We start from the raw sequence: 16,799 nt of genomic DNA, 5'->3' as shown, positions 1-16,799 counted from the left end.
TGTTTCCGGCAAGACCGGGGCGCCGGAGACCGCCAGGACGGTCTCCGATCAAAACATTTGTGGGTTACCAGTTCACGCCAAAGGTCTGGCGCAGATCTTCCAGTGCCGCTGCGTCCAGCGGCTCGGGCTTGGGATTGCTCATCAACCAGAGACGTGCGGTTTCTTCCAGCTCTTCCAGGGCGTAAGCCGCCTTGGCAACCGAGCTCTCCCAGACCACCGGGCCGAGGCGCTCCAGCATCACGCCGCGTACGCTGTTCGCCAGTTGCGCGACTTGTTCTGCGACTTTCGGGGAGCCCGGACGCTCGTACGGAATCAGCGGAATGTGACCGACCTTCATCACTTGATAGGGTGTGATCGGCGGCAAGATATCGTCGGGTTGCCAGACGCCAGCAAGCGTCAGCGCCACCAGATGCGTGGAGTGTGTGTGCACGACGCCGCCAACGCCCGGATTACGGTCGTAAACCTCGCGGTGCAGCATCAGGGTTTTCGAAGGCTTGTCCCCTGAAACCCACTCACCCGCCAGATTGACCTTTGCGATGGCGGCTGGATCGAGGCGACCCAGGCAGGCGTCGGTTGGCGTGATCAGCCAGCCGTCGTCAAGGCGCGCGCTGATATTGCCCGCGCTGCCAACGGTATAACCGCGACCGAACAGCAAGCGGCCGATGTCACAGATTTCTTCGCGCAGTTTGTTCTCGGCGCTCATTTGGCGGCTCCTTTTTCGGTCCCGGCCAGTTGCTTGAGGGCTTTGTCGAAGAAGTCGCGACCGCCGAAGTTGCCGGATTTCAGTGCCAGAGCCAGCGGTTGATCTCCGCTGCTGATGGTCGCCGGAACGCCAGGATCGATCTGCGCGCCGATTTTCAGCAGGCTGACGCCCAGCGCCTGAACAACGGCGCCCGAGGTTTCACCGCCAGCGACGACAAAACGCTTCACCCCCGAATCCAGCAGGCCGCGAGCGATCTTGCCCAGCGCGTCTTCGACCATGGCGCCGGCGCGTTCTACGCCGAGTTTCTGCTGCACGGCTTTGACTTCTTCCGGACTGCTGGTGGCGTAAATCAGCACGGTCTGGCCAGCATCGCGAGCGAACGCCAGAGCGTCTTCAACAACCGGTTTACCGTCAGCCAGTGCCAGCGGATCGATACGCAGAGCAGGGCGTTTGGCCTCAAGCCAGGCCGCAACCTGGCCATTGGTGGCGACAGATGCACTACCCGCCAGCACCACTTCACCGCCATCGACTTGCTTGAGTTGAGCAGCGTCGATGTCGCGCAACTTGCCCGCCTTGCGGAAATTGCCCGGCAGACCCAGCGCCAGACCGGAACCACCTGTCAGCAGCGGCAGGTCGGCGCAGGCTTCGCCCAGTGTGTAGAGGTCGGCATCGGACAGCGCATCGGCGATCGCCATGGTTACGCCATCGGCGCGCAGCTCAGCGATGCGCGCACGCACGCCTTCCACACCTTTGGCGATGCTGTCATAACGCAGCAGGCCAACCTTTTTGCTGGTTTGCGATTGCAGCACGCGCACCAGATTGGCGTCGGTCATCGGGGTCAGCGGGTGGTTCTGCATGCCGCATTCGTTCAGCAACTGATCCTGCACGAACAGGTGACCACGGAAAATCGTGCGCCCGTTTTCCGGGAAGGCCGGGCAGGCCAGAGTGAAGTCGCTGTCTAGAGCCTTGAGCAATGCTTCGCTGACCTGGCCGATGTTGCCTTTGGCGGTGGAATCGAACGTCGAGCAGTACTTGAAGAAGATCTGCTCACAGCCGCGATCACGCAGCCATTGCAGGGCTTGCAAGGATTCTTCGACCGCTTCGGCGACTGGCGTGGTGCGGGATTTCAACGCGATGACGATAGCGTCGGCATCCAGTTCAGCCAGGCTTTCAGCACTCGGGATGCCGATGCTTTGCACGGTACGCATACCGCCACGCACCAGCATATTGGCGAGGTCGGTGGCGCCGGTGAAGTCGTCGGCGATGCAGCCCAGCAGAGGGCGCGGAGTCGTTGTGCTCATGTGCGGTTCCTCAGTCGTTGGCTGCTTTGGCGGCAGGCAAAGTGATGCCCGGGAAGATCTTGATTACGGCGGAGTCGTCTTCACGACCGAAGCCTGCAGTCGAAGCCTGCATGAACATCTGGTGTGCCGTGGAGGACAGTGGCAGCGGGAATTTGCTGGCGCGTGCGGTATCCAGTACCAGACCCAGGTCCTTGACGAAGATATCCACAGCCGACAGCGGGGTGTAATCGGCCTTGAGGATGTGCGGCACGCGGTTCTCGAACATCCACGAGTTACCGGCGCTGTTGGTGATCACTTCGTAGAGCGCATCGGCGTCGACGCCTTCGCGCAGGCCCAGGGCCATGGCTTCGGCGCTGGCGGCGATGTGCACGCCAGCCAGCAATTGGTTGATGATTTTGACTTTAGAGCCCAGGCCGTGAACGTCGCCCAGACGATAGACCTTGCCCGCCATGCCGTTGAGGATCGCGTCGGCCTTGGCGTAGGAGTCAGCCGGGCCGGAAGTCATCATAGTCATTTCACCGGCAGCGGCCTTGGCGGCACCACCAGAGATTGGTGCATCGAGGTACAGCAGACCTTTTTCGGTCAGGCGTTGGCCCAGCTCGATAGCAAAGGTAGGGGCAACGGTGGCGCAACCGATGACCAGGCTGCCTGGCTTGAGCGCGGCAACGGCGCCGTTCTCACCGAACAAGACAGTTTCGGTCTGCTCGGCATTGACCACGACGGTGATGATCACGTCGCAGGCAGCGGCCATGCTGGCCGGAGAATCACAGGCAACGCCGCCTTCGCTGGCGAACTGCTCGGTCACTGCGGCGCGCACGTCACAGGCATGAACGTTGAAACCGCTGCGCAACAGGGAGCGTGCGATGCCCAAACCCATGGCACCCAGTCCAATCACGCCGACATTCTTGTTATTCATGAGTCTCTCCTCGGGTTGAGTGCCATCGTTGCGTCAGGCACTCGAACGGTGTTTGTTCTGATCTGTTAAAGATAGTGAACCTGTGAGCAAATAATGTGAAGTAATTTTTCAAGTTAACAAAAATTAACATCGATCATTTTTTGAGCAATAAAAAGCCCCGGGGTTAAGGCCGGGGCTGAGGGAAGAGCGGCGTAGAGAAAACAATGTTGTGGGAGCGATGGAGCTGTGCGACAGCCGCGAAAGCGGTGAGTAAGGTTCTTCTGCATGGGCTGGCCTGCCGCTATCGCTGCCGTCGTAACCTGCGACGTCTCCCACAGGTTTTCTGGTGTGTCTGGACGTCAGCGGTTTTTTTCCACAGACGCCAACAACAACTCCACGCCGTGCGCACGAATGCTTTCCGCCGCCGCTTGCGCCAATCCGTCATCGCTGATGATGGTGTCGAACTGCTCAAGTCCCGCCACCTTGTACATCCCGAAGGTGCCGTACTTGGAACTGGTGGTCAGTAACACGCTGCGCGAGGCGGCTTGCATGGCGGCCTGCTTGACCTCGACCTTCAGCGCCGAAGGCGTGGTGGTGCCGCGTTGCAGATCCCAGGAGCTGGTGGACATGAACGCTACATCGGTCGCCAACTGGCGCAAGGTCGCGGCAGCAAGGCCTCCGACACAGGAACGGTTCGGGTGATCGAGCAGCCCGCCGGTGTGAATCACGTCCACATGAGTGGCATCGGCCAGGGCATTGACCACGCCGAAATCGTTGGTCACTACGGTCATCCCAGACAGCGCGGCGATGTGCGGCACGATTTCCAGCGTGCTGGTCCCGGCATCCAGATACACCGTCATTTCCGCGTGCAGCAGACCGGCGGCGAGTCGGGCCATCGCCTGTTTCTGCGGAAGTTCGATCACGGCTTTGGATTGATGACTGGGTTCGCTGTGGACCTGGCTGGCAATACGTACGCCACCGGTCACCGAATAGGCGCGACCGCTTTGTTCCAACAAGGCGATGTCTCGGCGAACGGTCATGTGCGAGCAGTCGAACATTTCCATCAGCTGATGCACGCTCAACACTTGATGCTTGCGTAGCTGGCGCAGCATCAGCTCCCGGCGCTGGTCGGGAATCATGGGCGCTGCACCACTGACTGTGGTGTCTTCTTCGCTGGACATTCAGGCTCCTGAGCACGGTATGCAGCCGGTATCGACTGTGATGGCTGGCATCTTAGCCAATCGCTGGAGTTGTGACAGCAGCGAGAAACATCGACCGGAGGGTGTTTGGCCTGAGTGCTCTGTCATCGGGAATCCCTTATCCTCAGCATCCGCGCGGCCTTGAGCACTGAGCAACCGGCCCGCCGCCAAGAATAAAAAATCGTCCGGCATGGGTGCCTGGGCGGCTAAGGAGATGAAGTGCTGGCGACAACCCTGGTCCTGATCGCGGCTGTGCTGCATGCCACCTGGAACACCCTCATCAAATTCAGCGGCGAGCGTCTTTTGGTTATCGCCAGCATGGACGTGGTCGCATTCTTGCTCGCAGTGATCGCTCTGGGCTTTGTCACGCCGCCACCATTGCACATCTGGCCGTGGCTGGTGGCGTCGGCGTTGTTCGAGTTGCTTTATCGGGTCTTGCTGATCAAGGCGTATCGGGTCGGCGATCTGGGTTTGGTCTATCCCCTGATGCGCGGGCTTTCGCCTTTGGTGGTGCTGGCGCTGACGCTGATTTTCGCGGGCGAGCACCTGACGACGCAGCAAATTCTCGGCATCCTGCTGATCCCGTGCGGCATGATCTGCCTGCTCTGGCAGGGTGGAGGCGGTGACCGTCTGCCCTGGTCAATGCTGCCGGTGGTCGGGATGATCGGGTTGTGCATCGGTTGCTACACCTGGATCGACGGCCAGGCGCTCAAGCGCGGCATTGCACCACTGGATTATCTGGTCTGGCTGACGTTTATCAGCGCTTGGCCGTTTCCTTTGCTGGCGATGGTCAATAAGCGACCCGCCTTCGCTCTGTTTTGGCGCGAGCAATGGAAACTGGGGCTGAGCGTCGGTTTTTGCGTGCTCGCAAGCTATGCCCTCGTGCTTTGGGCGATGCAGCTAGGCTCAGTGGCAGAGGCCGCCGCGTTGCGTGAAGTCAGTGTGGTGCTGGTGGTGCTGTTCGGCATGCGTTATCTGAAAGAACCTTTCGGGCGGCCACGGCTCTTAGCCTGTGGGCTGGTGCTGTTGGGAATGCTGTTGATGAAGCTGAAATTCTAAATTCAAAAAGGATGCTGCAAATATGACCGTTGCCTTCTGGTGCGTGTTGATCGTGATTCTGCTGCCGCTGGTCTGTACCTCGATTGCCAAGTTTGGCAGCGGCCGTTTCAGTGCCCGGCAAAACCACAACCCAAGGGATTTTCTCGACAAGCTCGAGGGCTTGCCGCGTCGCGCTCATGCCGCGCAGCAAAACAGCTTTGAAGCGATCCCGGGTTTTGCCGCGGGTGTGATTATCGCTCACGTCGCCGGCGTCGCTCAGTTGGTGACCATCGATGTGCTGGCGGTGCTCTTTGTCACCAGTCGCCTGCTGTACATCATCTTCTACCTTGCTGACCTCGCCGCACTGCGCTCGCTGGCGTGGTTCATCGGCCTGGCGCTGGTGGTCGCTCTGTTCGGCGTTTCCGTTTGATCGCAATGTCGATCCTTCACTTGGGTTTTCCATGGCGCGCGCAGATACTGGCCGCCATTTTTTCCAGCCAGTAGTCGCCATGAAGTCGAAGAGCGTTGCGTTGAGGAATTTGCCGCTGAAACAGCTGAGCCTGGTTCTGGTCGCGGTATGTGCGTTGAGTGCGTGCGGGGGCGTCGACCCTGACTCTCCACTGGGCCAGCGCAAGGCTATCTTCAAGCAGATGCTCAAGACCAGCGAAGACATCGGCGGCATGCTGCGCGGCCGCCTGCCCTTCGACGGGCCGAAGTTCGCTGAAGGTGCTGTGAAGCTCGAAGCCTTGTCTCACGAGCCTTGGAAGCACTTCCCGCCGGTTAAAGAGTCCGAGCACACCAGCGCCAGGGATGCGGTCTGGCAACGGCAGGCGCGTTTCCAGGAATTGGCCAATGCTCTGGAAGCCCGGACCGGTGAACTGGTGATCGCGACTCAACAGCTTCAGCTGACGCCCGCGAAAATGATCCCGCCCATGAACAACGTCGAAGATGCCTGCGACGCCTGTCATAAAGAATTTCGGGATCATTGACCAAAAGCAGCTTCAAACCCCAAGTCTCAAGCTGCAAGTTGGGCGAGTTACATTAGAGCTGGCTATTCGTCATCCTCATCCGGCTGAAGCTGTTCCAGCTTCTGCTGCTCGTCCTGCAGCTCCTTGCGGGACTCCGCCAGTTTGTCCTTACGCTTGTTGATCTTGTCCGGATCGCCCTTGCTCATTGCTTTGTCGAGGTCGGACTGGCGTTTGCTGACCTCTTTCTTGGCATCCAGCACCTTGCCTTCCTGTTCCTTGACCAGGCCCTTGTCGGTGCAGTGCTCGCTGTTTTCACTCAGAGCTTTTTCCAGCCCGGCCTGTTGATTGCTGTTGCCCGCCGTTCTGGCCTGTTCAATCTGGGTCTGGATGTCCTGACGCTTTGCCTCGCACAACGGCTCGGCAGCGAAAAGTGGTGTTGCGAGCAATCCGCACGCGGCGAACCCGATCAGGGGTGACAGGAATTTCATAGACGCTCCTTGAATACAGACGCCCGGAGGTCATGCGACCGTCCGAGACATAAAAATGATTAAAACCCTTTGATGCCTTGCTCCCGCAACTGCGTACTCAGTAGCTGCACCTGCGGGTCGTTGAAAAATGCGTACAACTGCTTTGCACGGCCCGGGCCGATACCAGGCTCGGCTTGCCATTGAGCTTCATCGCGTGCAGCCAACTCGGACCATGAATCACCCAGTGCCACGCCCGCCACGGGAGGCAAACCGATGGCTTTGAGCCAAATCTGGAACGATTGTTCGCGCGTTCCTTGGAAACTCTTCAGCAGTTTAGCTGCGCTGCGCTCGCCAAGGCCGGGAATGTTAGCAAGCTGCGCACCATCGAGGGGCATCCAGTCCAGTAAACCGTTGATGTGTCCGGCGCGAATCAACTTGTCCCAAGTGCCCGGCCCTACACCGTTCATGGCCAACCCCTTCTTCCCGCTGAGCCATTTCAGACGCTCACGAAACTGGCTTTCGCAGCCTTCGAGCAGCTGCCAACAGCTTAGCGCGTGGTAATCCGTAGCGATGGGTACGTTCAGTGGCGTGCGTTCGACACTGCGCGATACCACGCGGTCGAGACGCGGAATGGTGAGGCCGGCAAGACTGATCGCTATCTGATCGCCGGGACGGATATCCAGCGAACGCCAGCGGTTCAATGAGCCAACGCTGATGCGGCTGACTTTGCGGTCATCCAGCCGGACTGGCTCGACATCTATCACGGGAGTGACCTTACCGCTGCGCCCGATGTTGAAGTCGACTCTACGCACCTCGGCCAGCACTTGTGCAAAGGGGTATTTCCACGCCGCGATCCAGTACGGCGCTTTTGCCTGCCAGCGTTCGGAGGGCGGCCGTTCGCCCTCACGAATGATCACGCCATCGGTGGCGAAGGGCAGCGGATTTCGATACCAGTGCTCGCGCCAGTTCCTCGCTTGAGTGAAGTTTTCCAATGGTTCGCTGAAAAGTGAGCTGTCCGCAAAACCAAGCGCAGTGAGCCCAGCCAAGCGCTCAGTCATGCTCGCAGGTCCGTCGGGCCAGTCCCAGACAAACAGCCCAAGTTGCGCGCCTTCGTCTTCGCTGATGGCTTTGCGAGCCAACAATCCCGCCACTTTGCTGCGAGCATTCAGACTTCCCGAGTTCGCCTGAACATGATCAGCCAGTAGCCAATACAACTCGCCCTGCAATACCAGCGTCTTTTCCCACGCCAGATGAGCGGGGATCGCCGGGATCTGATGGGCATGTCCTGTCCAGTCCTGGCCCTTTATGCCGTCACCGCGGCTGATCACCTTTTCCAGCTTTCCGTTCTCGTAAACAAGTGTCACAGCGACGCCATCCACTTTCGGCTGAATCCACAAGTTGCTCTTGCCCTGAAGCCACGCCTGCACCGCGCGCTCATCGGGCAACTTGTTCACTCCGGTGTGAGGAATCGGATGAAGGTGCTCGCCGGCTGCAGTTTTCAGTGGGTCTTTGTCAGCAGCCGCTGGTTTGGCGAAACAGGTGCGTAGCTCTGAGAGCCGTTGCACCGACTGGTCATAGAGTTCATCCGCCACAAGAGACACGCCCTGGCGGTGGTAACTGTCGTCCCATTCGGATATTTGCACTTGCAACGAAGCGATCTCGCGTTCCGCCTTAGCGGGCGGCCATTCGGGGCAGGTTTGGGCATGGGAGGCGCTGAAAGAGAGGGCGGCCAACACGCAGATGACGGGGCGAAGAAAAGGCAGCATCGAAGCATCCTTGCCTGGAGGTTGGGTTGACAAGGCTAGGCCGGCACCTGCGGGTATCCCTTTTGTCTTGATTACCGGATTTGTCCGACGCCGGTACAGTCCACGCCGTTTTCCCTGCACAGCTGTCCCTTGAGCCGATCCAGCAGCAGTGCAAAATGATGTTTCAATCCAGCGCCTACAAAGGACGCCCACACAATGGACCTGTCGACTCTCGCCGTTTTCATTCCCGCCTGCTTCGCGCTCAACATGGCGCCAGGGCCCAACAACCTGCTGTCGATCAGCAACGCCTCGCGCTATGGCTTCATGCGCGCATGCAGTGGCGGGCTGGGGCGCCTGCTGGCGTTTGCGATCATGATCGCGCTCGCGGCGGTGGGGCTAACTGCCGTATTGCACACCTCCGAACTTCTGTTTCACGGGATCAAGTTGGTCGGTGCGGCTTACCTGTTCTATCTGGCGGTGCAGCTGTGGCGGGCGCATGGCGATTCCCACCTGGATGAGGCCGCGGCACACGTCGGACTGGGCCGACTGGCACGTCAGGAATTTCTGGTCGCCATCGGTAACCCCAAGGCGATCCTGTTGTTTACCGCGTTCCTGCCGCAATTCGTCGACCGCTCCGGCGAGATCACCACCCAGTTCGCACAACTGGGCGCGATGTTTCTCGCACTCGAATGCATCGCCATCGCGCTCTACTGCTACATGGGCATCCACGCCCGCCGCCTGTTCGCCAGACCCAGCGGCAAGCGGTTGTTCAACCGTATTTGCGCCGGGTTGCTGGCCAGTGCGGCGTCGTTTTTGCTGGTGGCGCGTCGGGCGTAAATCAAAAAGCCCCTGACGACTCTCATCGCCAGGGGCTTTCTATACGCGATGCAGCTAGCGCGTATTACAGACCGGCAGCAGCACGCAGAGCGTCGGCACGGTCGGTTTTTTCCCAAGTGAACGTGGTGAAGGTGTCTTCGCCTACGGTCTTGGTTTCCGGCTTGCGACCGAAGTGGCCGTAGGCTGCGGTTTCCTGGTACATCGGGTGCAGCAGGTCGAGCATGGTGGTGATCGCGTATGGACGCAGGTCGAAGTGCTCGCGGACCAGTTTGACGATCTTGTCGTCGCTGATCTTGCCGGTGCCAAAAGTGTTCAGCGAGATCGAAGTCGGTTGCGCGACGCCGATGGCGTAGGAAACCTGAATCTCGCAGCGCTCGGCGAGGCCCGCAGCGACGATGTTCTTGGCAACGTAACGGCCAGCGTAGGCGGCCGAACGGTCAACCTTGGATGGGTCTTTACCGGAGAACGCGCCACCGCCGTGACGGGCCATGCCGCCGTAGCTGTCGACGATGATCTTGCGACCGGTCAGGCCGCAGTCGCCTACCGGGCCACCGATGATGAACTGGCCAGTCGGGTTGATGTGGAACTGGGTGTCTTTGTGCAGCAGTTCGGCTGGCAGCACGTGCTTGACGATCAGTTCCATCACGCCGTCGCGAAGGTCGGTGTAGGAAACTTCCGGGTTGTGCTGAGTCGACAGGACGATCGCATCAATACCAACCACAATGCCGTTTTCGTAGCGGCAGGTGACCTGGGATTTGGCGTCTGGGCGAAGCCAAGGCAGCAGGCCGGATTTACGGGCTTCAGCCTGGCGTTTGACCAACTGGTGCGAGAACGCAATCGGCGCAGGCATCAGCTCGGCGGTTTCGTTGCTGGCATAGCCGAACATCAGGCCCTGGTCGCCGGCGCCCTGGTCTTCTGGTTTGGCACGGTCGACACCCTGGTTGATGTCCGGGGACTGCTTGCCGATGATGTTCATGACGCTGCAAGTCGCGCCGTCGAAGCCGACGTCGGAGCTGGTGTAGCCGATGCCGCTGATCACGTCACGAACGATCTGCTCCAGGTCGACCCACGCGCTGGTGGTGACTTCGCCGGCAACGATGGCGACACCGGTCTTGACCAGAGTTTCAACCGCAACGCGTGCGTGTTTGTCCTGGGCAATGATGGCATCCAGCACCGCATCAGAGATCTGGTCGGCGATTTTGTCCGGATGCCCTTCGGACACGGACTCGGAGGTGAAAAGGGAGTATTCGCTCATCTCGACGATTTTCCTGAGTGTTACCGATGGTGAGTGTCGCCAGCCGGTCGCTGAAAATGGCGGACCTGTATCTGGAAACCGTTACGTAAGCCTACATAGAGGCTTTCCCCGGGGACCAGCCCCGCAGCGATGGCCCAACGGGCCAGATCTTCCTGTTCGAAACCCAACCACAGATCGCCACAGGCCTCCCTGGCCCAGCTCTGATCGTGGCTGCACAATTCTGTTATCAAGAGGCTTGCGCCCGGCCGCAACAGGTTGGCGAGTTGTTTCAGTGCTTCAGCCGGTGCGGCGAAGTGGTGGAGCACCATATTCAAGACGACGCAGTCGGCAAAAACGTTAGCGTCGGACAGCGCATCGGCCAGTTTCAGCTCGACGTTATCCAGTGCGTTCCGTTCGCAGATGCTGCGTGCCAGATCAAGCATGGCGGGGCTGTTGTCCAGTCCCGTGACGTGCCGAAAGCGTTGCGCCAGGTCAGGCAGGAAACCGCCATCGCCGGGGCCGACTTCCACTGCTGTGGCGTCGGCGTCGAAGCTAAGTTTGTCCAGCAACGACAGCAGGCTGTCGCGGTATTGCGGCAGTCCTGCGATCAGGTCCTGCTGGGCTCGAAATTTTTCTGCAGTGCGTGCGAAGAAGTCCTGACTGGCGTTGGCGCGTTGGCGATGCACCAGACCGATTCGGGCCTGGACATCGTCCGGCAGCGTCAGGCCATCGACTTCTTCAAGCAAAGCCGCATGCAGCTTGCCGCCGATCTGTTCGGTGTGGGGCAGGGCGCGGCGATAGAAAATCGCGTTGCCTTCGCGGCGCGTGGCTACCAGATCTGCCTGGGCCAGCACCTTTAAATGGTGGCTCATGCCCGACTGGCCGATGGCGAAAATCTGCGCCAGCTCCAGTACACCAAACGAATCGTTCGACAGGGCCCGCAGCACATTCAGCCGCAGCGGATCACCACCGGCTTTGCACAGGGCAGCCAGTTCGTCGCTTTGATCATGGCTAATGGCAGGTACGCGAAGGTTCATAAGGCTGGCAGTCTAGATAGCGATTGGACAGGCTGCAAGACCAATATCAAAAAGTTTTGATATTGGTCGATGGGTGGGGATTGCTCGGCGCCGTGATTCCGTCTTTTGTGGGCGCAACACCCCTGTCGTGAAATAAAAACCTCTGCAACGCAGGAAAAACGCGCATCGGACTGTATCTGTCATTGCCCCCAAGCAGTGCCTGAGGGAAAATGGCCGCCTTTTCAGATCCCACTTCTTTCTGCCCCAGGAGATCAGCGATGCCCAGCCGTCGTGAGCGTGCCAATGCCATTCGTGCCCTCAGCATGGATGCCGTGCAAAAGGCCAACAGCGGCCACCCAGGAGCCCCGATGGGCATGGCGGATATCGCTGAAGTCCTGTGGCGCGATTATCTGAAGCACAACCCGAGCAACCCGCTGTTCGCTGACCGTGACCGGTTCATCCTGTCCAACGGCCACGGCTCGATGCTGATCTATTCGCTGCTGCACCTGACCGGTTACGACCTGTCGATCAACGACCTGAAGAACTTCCGTCAGTTGCACAGCCGCACCCCGGGGCACCCTGAATATGGCTACACCCCGGGCGTTGAAACCACCACCGGCCCACTGGGTCAGGGTTTCGCCAACGCCGTCGGTTTCGCTGTCGCCGAGAAGACTCTGGCTGCACAGTTCAACCGTCCTGGCCACAACATCGTTGACCACCACACCTACGTGTTCATGGGTGATGGCTGCATGATGGAAGGCATTTCCCACGAAGTCGCTTCGTTGGCCGGCACCCTGCGCCTGAACAAGCTGGTCGCGTTCTACGACGACAACGGCATCTCCATCGACGGCGAAGTCGAAGGCTGGTTCACCGACGACACGCCAAAGCGCTTCGAGTCGTATGGCTGGCTGGTGATCCGCAACGTCGACGGCCATGATGCCGACGAGATCAAGACCGCCATCGACACCGCTCGCAAGAGTGACAAGCCGACTCTTATCTGCTGCAAGACCACCATCGGTTTCGGTTCGCCGAACAAGCAGGGCAAGGAAGAGTGCCACGGCGCTCCACTGGGCAACGACGAAATCGCCCTGACCCGCGCTGCGCTGAAGTGGACCCACGGTCCGTTCGAGATCCCGGCCGACATCTACAGAGAGTGGGACGGCAAGGAAAAAGGCCTGGCCGCCGAAGCCGAGTGGGATCAGCGCTTCGCTGCTTACTCCGCTGCATTCCCTGCGGAAGCCAACGAGCTGATCCGTCGCATGAGCGGCGAGCTGCCAGCCGACTTCGCCAAAAAATCCGCTGCGTACGTCGCTGAAGTCAACGCCAAAGGCGAGACCATCGCCAGCCGTAAGGCAAGCCAGAACGCCCTGAGCAATTTCGGCCCGCTGCTGCCTGAGTTCCTCGGCGGTTCGGCTGACCTGGCCGGCTCCAACCTGACCATCTGGAAAGGCTGCAAGAGCATCACCGGCGAAGACGCCAACGGCAACTACCTGCACTACGGTGTGCGTGAGTTCGGCATGGGCGCGATCATGAACGGCATCGCCCTGCACGGCGGTTTCGTGCCGTACGGCGCGACCTTCCTGATCTTCATGGAATACGCCCGCAACGCAGTGCGCATGTCGTCGCTGATGAAGAAGCGTGTCATCTATGTGTTCACCCACGACTCCATCGGTCTGGGCGAAGACGGCCCGACTCACCAGCCGATCGAGCAACTGACCAGCCTGCGTACTACGCCGAACCTGGACTGCTGGCGTCCTGCCGATGCCGTTGAATCGGCCGTGGCCTGGAAGCACGCGATCGAGCGCAACGACGGTCCCTCGGCGCTTATCTTCTCCCGTCAGAACCTGCAGCATCAGTCTCGCGACGCGCTGCAACTGGAAAACATCAACCGTGGTGGCTACGTGCTACGCGACTGCAACGGCGAACCGGATCTGATCCTGATCGCGACCGGCTCCGAAGTCGGTCTGGCCGTTCAGGCCTTCGACAAGCTGACCGCCGACGGCAAGAACGTTCGTGTGGTTTCCATGCCGTGCACCAGCGTCTTCGAGTCCCAGGACGCGCTGTACAAGCAGTCGGTTCTGCCGCTGGAAGTCAGCGCCCGTATCGCCATCGAAGCGGGTCACGCGGACTACTGGTACAAGTACGTCGGTCTGGAAGGCCGCGTGATCGGCATGACCACCTTCGGTGAGTCGGCGCCGGCGAACCTGCTGTTCGAAGAGTTCGGCTTCACGCTGGAGAACATCGTCGGCACGGCTGAAGAGCTGCTGGAAGACTGATTCGGTCTTTTGTGTCGGTAACAACTGTGGGAGGGAGCTTGCTCGCGAACAGGGGTGACGCGGTTTTTCAGACAGACCGCAATGCGCCCTTCGCGAGCAAGCTCCCTCCCACAGGTTCTCTGAACACCACAAGAAATTGAGAACCCCCATGCCTCAGCCACGCCCTTATAAAGTTGCCCTCAATGGTTACGGTCGTATCGGTCGCTGCGTGCTGCGCGCGCTGTGCGAGCGAGGAGCGAAGGCTGGCTTTGAAGTGGTGGCAATCAACGATCTGGCCGACATGGCCAGTCTCGAATACCTCACGCGCTTTGACTCCACACATGGCCGGTTTCCCGGTGAAGTGCGGGTCGAGGGCGACTTTCTGCACATCAACGATCACGTCATCAAAGTGTTCCGCAGCGCGACGCCGGAAGGCATCGACTGGCACGAACTCGACGTTGACCTGGTGCTCGAGTGCTCCGGTGTCTACAACACCCGCGCCGATGGCGAGCGCTTTCTGGCTGCGCGCGCGCCCCGTGTGCTGTTTTCCCAGCCGATGGCAAGCGAAGCGGATGTCGACGCCACCATCGTCTACGGCATCAACCAGCAGAAGTTGACCGGCGACGAGCTGCTGGTGTCTGCTGCCTCCTGCACCACCAATTGCAGCGTGCCATTGCTGGACCTGCTGAACCGTGAGCTGGGCCTGGAATACATCACGATCACCACGATTCACTCGGCGATGAACGACCAACCGGTGATTGACGCCTATCATCATGAGGACCTGCGCCGGACGCGCTCGGCATTCCAGTCGATCATTCCGGTGTCCACTGGTCTGGCGCGTGGTATCGAGCGGCTGCTTCCGGAACTTGCCGGCCGAATTCAGGCCAAAGCAGTTCGTGTGCCGACGGTGAACGTCTCCTGCCTGGACATCACGCTGCAAGTGGCGCGTGATACCGATGCGACAGAGATCAACCGTATTTTGCGCGAGGCTGCCACCCGCGGCCCGCTCAAGGGGTTGCTGGCTTACACCGAGTTGCCGCATGCCAGTTGTGATTTCAACCATGACCCTCATTCGGCCATCATCGATGCCAGCCAGACACGGGTTTCCGGCCCGCGGCTGGTCAACATCCTGGCCTGGTTCGACAACGAATGGGGTTTTGCCAATCGAATGCTGGATGTCGCCGATCACTTTCTGCAAAGCATCCATAAACAACAGTAAAAACAGGGAACGCCTCATGACCGTGTTGAAGATGACCGACCTCGATCTGCAAGGTAAGCGTGTATTGATCCGCGAAGACCTCAACGTCCCGGTCAAGGACGGTGTCGTCACCAGCGATGCACGCATTCTTGCTTCGCTGCCGACCATCAAGCTGGCGCTGGAAAAGGGCGCGTCCGTCATGGTCTGCTCGCACTTGGGTCGTCCGACCGAAGGCGAATTTTCTGCCGAGAACAGCCTCAAGCCGGTCGCCGACTATCTAAGCAAGGCGCTGGGTCGTGAAGTGCCGCTGGTGGCCGAGTATCTGGATGGCGTCGATGTGAAAGCAGGCGACATCGTGCTGTTTGAAAACGTGCGCTTCAACAAGGGCGAGAAAAAGAACGCCGACGAACTGGCGCAGAAATACGCCGCACTGTGCGACGTCTTCGTAATGGACGCCTTCGGCACCGCTCACCGCGCTGAAGGCTCGACCCACGGCGTCGCCAAATTCGCCAAGGTCGCTGCTGCCGGCCCTCTGCTGGCTGCCGAGCTGGACGCACTGGGCAAGGCACTGGGTAACCCTGCCAAGCCGATGGCCGCAATCGTTGCCGGCTCCAAGGTTTCCACCAAACTGGACGTGCTGAACAGCCTCAGCACCGTCTGCGATCAACTGATCGTCGGTGGCGGCATCGCCAATACGTTCCTGGCGGCTGCTGGTCATCCAGTCGGCAAATCGCTGTACGAACCGGATCTGCTGGACACCGCCCGCGCCATCGCTGCGAAAGTCAGCGTTCCGCTGCCGGTCGACGTGGTGGTTGCCAAGAAATTCGCTGAAGACGCCGAAGCGACGGTCAAACTGATCGCTGACGTTTCCGACGACGACATGATTCTCGACATTGGCCCGAAAACTGCGGCTCAATTCGCTGACTTGTTGAAATCTTCCAAGACTATTCTGTGGAACGGTCCGGTGGGCGTGTTCGAATTCGACCAGTTCGGTAATGGCACCAAAGTGCTTGCTCAGGCAATCGCTGAAAGCCCGGCGTTCTCTATCGCTGGCGGTGGCGACACGCTGGCGGCCATCGACAAATACGGTGTAGGCGACAAAATCTCCTACATTTCCACGGGCGGCGGCGCGTTCCTCGAGTTCGTCGAGGGCAAAGTGTTGCCTGCCGTGGAAATTCTGGAACAACGCGCCAAGGCCTGAATATCAGGCCAGGGTGAAGGGGAGTGAAATGGTCAAGCCATTACCGCTGTTGATCATGGCGGGTTTGCTGGTCGGCTGCGCAAGCGAGCCTGAAGCCGGAACGGCGCCGAATGCGGCACCGGAACTGCTGCAGGTCAGCTGCTATCAAGCTGGCTGGCAGGCTGAAACCGTACCGATCGTTTACAAGCGCGGCGGTCCTGAAGTCTGGGAAAAATACGAGTTCATGCCCGCTGTCGGACCGGTAGCCTGTCGCTGAATCTGAACTGAAAGCGCGCAGGAACATCTGAAACAGAACTGCCCCTGAGCATCGAGGCGACTGACATAGGTCACGCTTTGCAGGGGATCCAGGAGTGGTAATGAAAGGCTTGATTGCCCTTGCGACACTGATGCTGCTGGGCGGTTGTGCCAGCATGAAGGCTTCGGAACCGGATGCACCCTGGACCCATTGGGTCTGCGACAGCAAGGCAGAGATTTACTGGCGCTACGCCGACCCTGCAAAGAAAGAGGTCGACGTACGCCTGAATCAAAGTGAGCAGGTATTCCGTCTGCAATCGTCGCCCGGAGCCTCGGGCGCGTTGTACAGCAACGGTGTACTGGCTTTCGACAATAAGGGCAGCGATGGCCTGGTTTACTGGGACGCTACCAACGATTTGATCGGTCGCGGCTGCAAGGCGCCTTGAGGGCCGAGCGGTTCGAACGATGCAACACCGGGCGATGACTGAGCATTACGCCCCTATAATTT

17 protein-coding genes are annotated in these 16,799 nt (G+C 59.7%); 9 read left to right on the top strand and 8 right to left on the bottom strand.

The genetic code is table 11. From position 1 onward, the window contains the following. Nucleotides 1–64: 64 nt before the first annotated feature. From BWR59_RS07785 to BWR59_RS07770, 4 genes are all read right to left on the bottom strand, one after another. Nucleotides 65–703, bottom strand: coding sequence for an aldolase (locus BWR59_RS07785; protein ID WP_081565058.1), 639 nt, complete (start codon nt 701–703; stop codon nt 65–67). Beyond that, complete coding sequence (otnK, locus tag BWR59_RS07780; protein ID WP_081565057.1) at nt 700–2,004, bottom strand: 3-oxo-tetronate kinase; 1,305 nt, start codon at nt 2,002–2,004, stop codon at nt 700–702. Before otnK ends, BWR59_RS07785 begins: the two co-directional genes overlap by 4 nt. 10 nt (nt 2,005–2,014) lie before the next feature. Next, nucleotides 2,015–2,920, bottom strand: coding sequence for an L-threonate dehydrogenase (gene ltnD, locus BWR59_RS07775; protein ID WP_081565056.1), 906 nt, complete (start codon nt 2,918–2,920; stop codon nt 2,015–2,017). A gap of 338 nt (nt 2,921–3,258) precedes the next feature. After that, complete coding sequence (locus tag BWR59_RS07770) at nt 3,259–4,080, bottom strand: DeoR/GlpR family DNA-binding transcription regulator (protein WP_081565055.1); 822 nt, start codon at nt 4,078–4,080, stop codon at nt 3,259–3,261. Nucleotides 4,081–4,317: 237 nt separating this feature from the next. On the opposite strand from BWR59_RS07770, the gene BWR59_RS07765 reads away from it, so the two are divergent. The 3 genes from BWR59_RS07765 (at nt 4,318) to BWR59_RS07755 (ending at nt 6,125) form a co-directional block, all read left to right on the top strand. Further along, the gene (locus BWR59_RS07765; RefSeq protein ID WP_081565054.1) at nt 4,318–5,157 is read left to right on the top strand and encodes a DMT family transporter; all 840 of its coding nucleotides are present in this window, start codon (nt 4,318–4,320) and stop codon (nt 5,155–5,157) included. A 22-nt stretch (nt 5,158–5,179) separates the two neighbouring features. Further along, nucleotides 5,180–5,566, top strand: coding sequence for an MAPEG family protein (locus BWR59_RS07760; protein ID WP_081565053.1), 387 nt, complete (start codon nt 5,180–5,182; stop codon nt 5,564–5,566). A gap of 109 nt (nt 5,567–5,675) precedes the next feature. Continuing rightward, a complete protein-coding gene (locus tag BWR59_RS07755; protein WP_081565252.1) occupies nt 5,676–6,125 on the top strand; it encodes a cytochrome c in 450 nt (149 codons plus the stop codon). A 62-nt stretch (nt 6,126–6,187) separates the two neighbouring features. Here the strand turns inward: BWR59_RS07755 and BWR59_RS07750 are convergent, their stop codons facing one another. Beyond that, complete coding sequence (locus BWR59_RS07750) at nt 6,188–6,592, bottom strand: DUF1090 domain-containing protein (protein ID WP_081565052.1); 405 nt, start codon at nt 6,590–6,592, stop codon at nt 6,188–6,190. Nucleotides 6,593–6,651: 59 nt separating this feature from the next. Further along, nucleotides 6,652–8,337, bottom strand: a complete 1,686-nt coding sequence (ligB, locus tag BWR59_RS07745; protein ID WP_081565051.1) for an NAD-dependent DNA ligase LigB — start codon at nt 8,335–8,337, stop codon at nt 6,652–6,654. A gap of 195 nt (nt 8,338–8,532) precedes the next feature. Between ligB and BWR59_RS07740 the strand changes: the two genes are divergently transcribed. After that, nucleotides 8,533–9,153, top strand: a complete 621-nt coding sequence (locus tag BWR59_RS07740) for a LysE family translocator (protein ID WP_081565050.1) — start codon at nt 8,533–8,535, stop codon at nt 9,151–9,153. Between the two features lie 64 nt (nt 9,154–9,217). Here BWR59_RS07740 and metK read toward each other — a convergent pair whose 3' ends face one another. Both metK and BWR59_RS07730 read right to left on the bottom strand, forming a co-directional pair. Continuing rightward, on the bottom strand, nt 9,218–10,408 hold the full coding sequence (metK, locus tag BWR59_RS07735; protein WP_081565049.1) for a methionine adenosyltransferase: 1,191 nt from the start codon (nt 10,406–10,408) through the stop codon (nt 9,218–9,220). A gap of 20 nt (nt 10,409–10,428) precedes the next feature. Next, nucleotides 10,429–11,424 (bottom strand): metalloregulator ArsR/SmtB family transcription factor, encoded by a 996-nt coding sequence (locus tag BWR59_RS07730; RefSeq protein ID WP_081565048.1) that lies wholly within the window; start codon nt 11,422–11,424, stop codon nt 10,429–10,431. A gap of 257 nt (nt 11,425–11,681) precedes the next feature. On the opposite strand from BWR59_RS07730, the gene tkt reads away from it, so the two are divergent. The 5 genes from tkt (at nt 11,682) to BWR59_RS07705 (ending at nt 16,737) form a co-directional block, all read left to right on the top strand. Then, nucleotides 11,682–13,679: a transketolase gene (gene tkt, locus BWR59_RS07725; RefSeq protein WP_081565047.1), complete on the top strand. Its 1,998-nt coding sequence runs from the start codon at nt 11,682–11,684 to the stop codon at nt 13,677–13,679. A 148-nt stretch (nt 13,680–13,827) separates the two neighbouring features. Further along, nucleotides 13,828–14,877: an erythrose-4-phosphate dehydrogenase gene (gene epd / locus BWR59_RS07720; RefSeq protein WP_081565046.1), complete on the top strand. Its 1,050-nt coding sequence runs from the start codon at nt 13,828–13,830 to the stop codon at nt 14,875–14,877. Between the two features lie 16 nt (nt 14,878–14,893). Next, nucleotides 14,894–16,057, top strand: a complete 1,164-nt coding sequence (locus BWR59_RS07715; protein WP_081565045.1) for a phosphoglycerate kinase — start codon at nt 14,894–14,896, stop codon at nt 16,055–16,057. 28 nt (nt 16,058–16,085) lie between these two features. Then, on the top strand, nt 16,086–16,313 hold the full coding sequence (locus tag BWR59_RS07710; RefSeq protein ID WP_081565044.1) for a hypothetical protein: 228 nt from the start codon (nt 16,086–16,088) through the stop codon (nt 16,311–16,313). A 100-nt stretch (nt 16,314–16,413) separates the two neighbouring features. After that, nucleotides 16,414–16,737 (top strand): MliC family protein, encoded by a 324-nt coding sequence (locus BWR59_RS07705; protein ID WP_081565043.1) that lies wholly within the window; start codon nt 16,414–16,416, stop codon nt 16,735–16,737. The last annotated feature ends 62 nt before the right edge of the window (nt 16,738–16,799 follow it).

Source organism: Pseudomonas sp. Bc-h (assembly GCF_002080045.1).
GTDB lineage: Bacteria > Pseudomonadota > Gammaproteobacteria > Pseudomonadales > Pseudomonadaceae > Aquipseudomonas.
The sequence above is the reverse complement of the archived record's forward strand: the minus strand, read 5'-3'. Positions and strand labels throughout refer to the sequence as shown.

Coding starts and splice junctions, on each gene's coding strand:
- BWR59_RS07770 (WP_081565055.1), bottom strand. CDS start 4,080: ATGTCCAGCGAAGAAGACACCACAGTCAGTGGTGCAGCGCCCATGATT.
- BWR59_RS07740 (WP_081565050.1), top strand. CDS start 8,533: ATGGACCTGTCGACTCTCGCCGTTTTCATTCCCGCCTGCTTCGCGCTC.
- metK (WP_081565049.1), bottom strand. CDS start 10,408: ATGAGCGAATACTCCCTTTTCACCTCCGAGTCCGTGTCCGAAGGGCAT.
- otnK (WP_081565057.1), bottom strand. CDS start 2,004: ATGAGCACAACGACTCCGCGCCCTCTGCTGGGCTGCATCGCCGACGAC.
- BWR59_RS07715 (WP_081565045.1), top strand. CDS start 14,894: ATGACCGTGTTGAAGATGACCGACCTCGATCTGCAAGGTAAGCGTGTA.
- ltnD (WP_081565056.1), bottom strand. CDS start 2,920: ATGAATAACAAGAATGTCGGCGTGATTGGACTGGGTGCCATGGGTTTG.
- BWR59_RS07730 (WP_081565048.1), bottom strand. CDS start 11,424: ATGAACCTTCGCGTACCTGCCATTAGCCATGATCAAAGCGACGAACTG.
- BWR59_RS07760 (WP_081565053.1), top strand. CDS start 5,180: ATGACCGTTGCCTTCTGGTGCGTGTTGATCGTGATTCTGCTGCCGCTG.
- ligB (WP_081565051.1), bottom strand. CDS start 8,337: ATGCTGCCTTTTCTTCGCCCCGTCATCTGCGTGTTGGCCGCCCTCTCT.
- BWR59_RS07705 (WP_081565043.1), top strand. CDS start 16,414: ATGAAAGGCTTGATTGCCCTTGCGACACTGATGCTGCTGGGCGGTTGT.
- BWR59_RS07750 (WP_081565052.1), bottom strand. CDS start 6,592: ATGAAATTCCTGTCACCCCTGATCGGGTTCGCCGCGTGCGGATTGCTC.
- tkt (WP_081565047.1), top strand. CDS start 11,682: ATGCCCAGCCGTCGTGAGCGTGCCAATGCCATTCGTGCCCTCAGCATG.
- BWR59_RS07785 (WP_081565058.1), bottom strand. CDS start 703: ATGAGCGCCGAGAACAAACTGCGCGAAGAAATCTGTGACATCGGCCGC.
- BWR59_RS07710 (WP_081565044.1), top strand. CDS start 16,086: ATGGTCAAGCCATTACCGCTGTTGATCATGGCGGGTTTGCTGGTCGGC.
- epd (WP_081565046.1), top strand. CDS start 13,828: ATGCCTCAGCCACGCCCTTATAAAGTTGCCCTCAATGGTTACGGTCGT.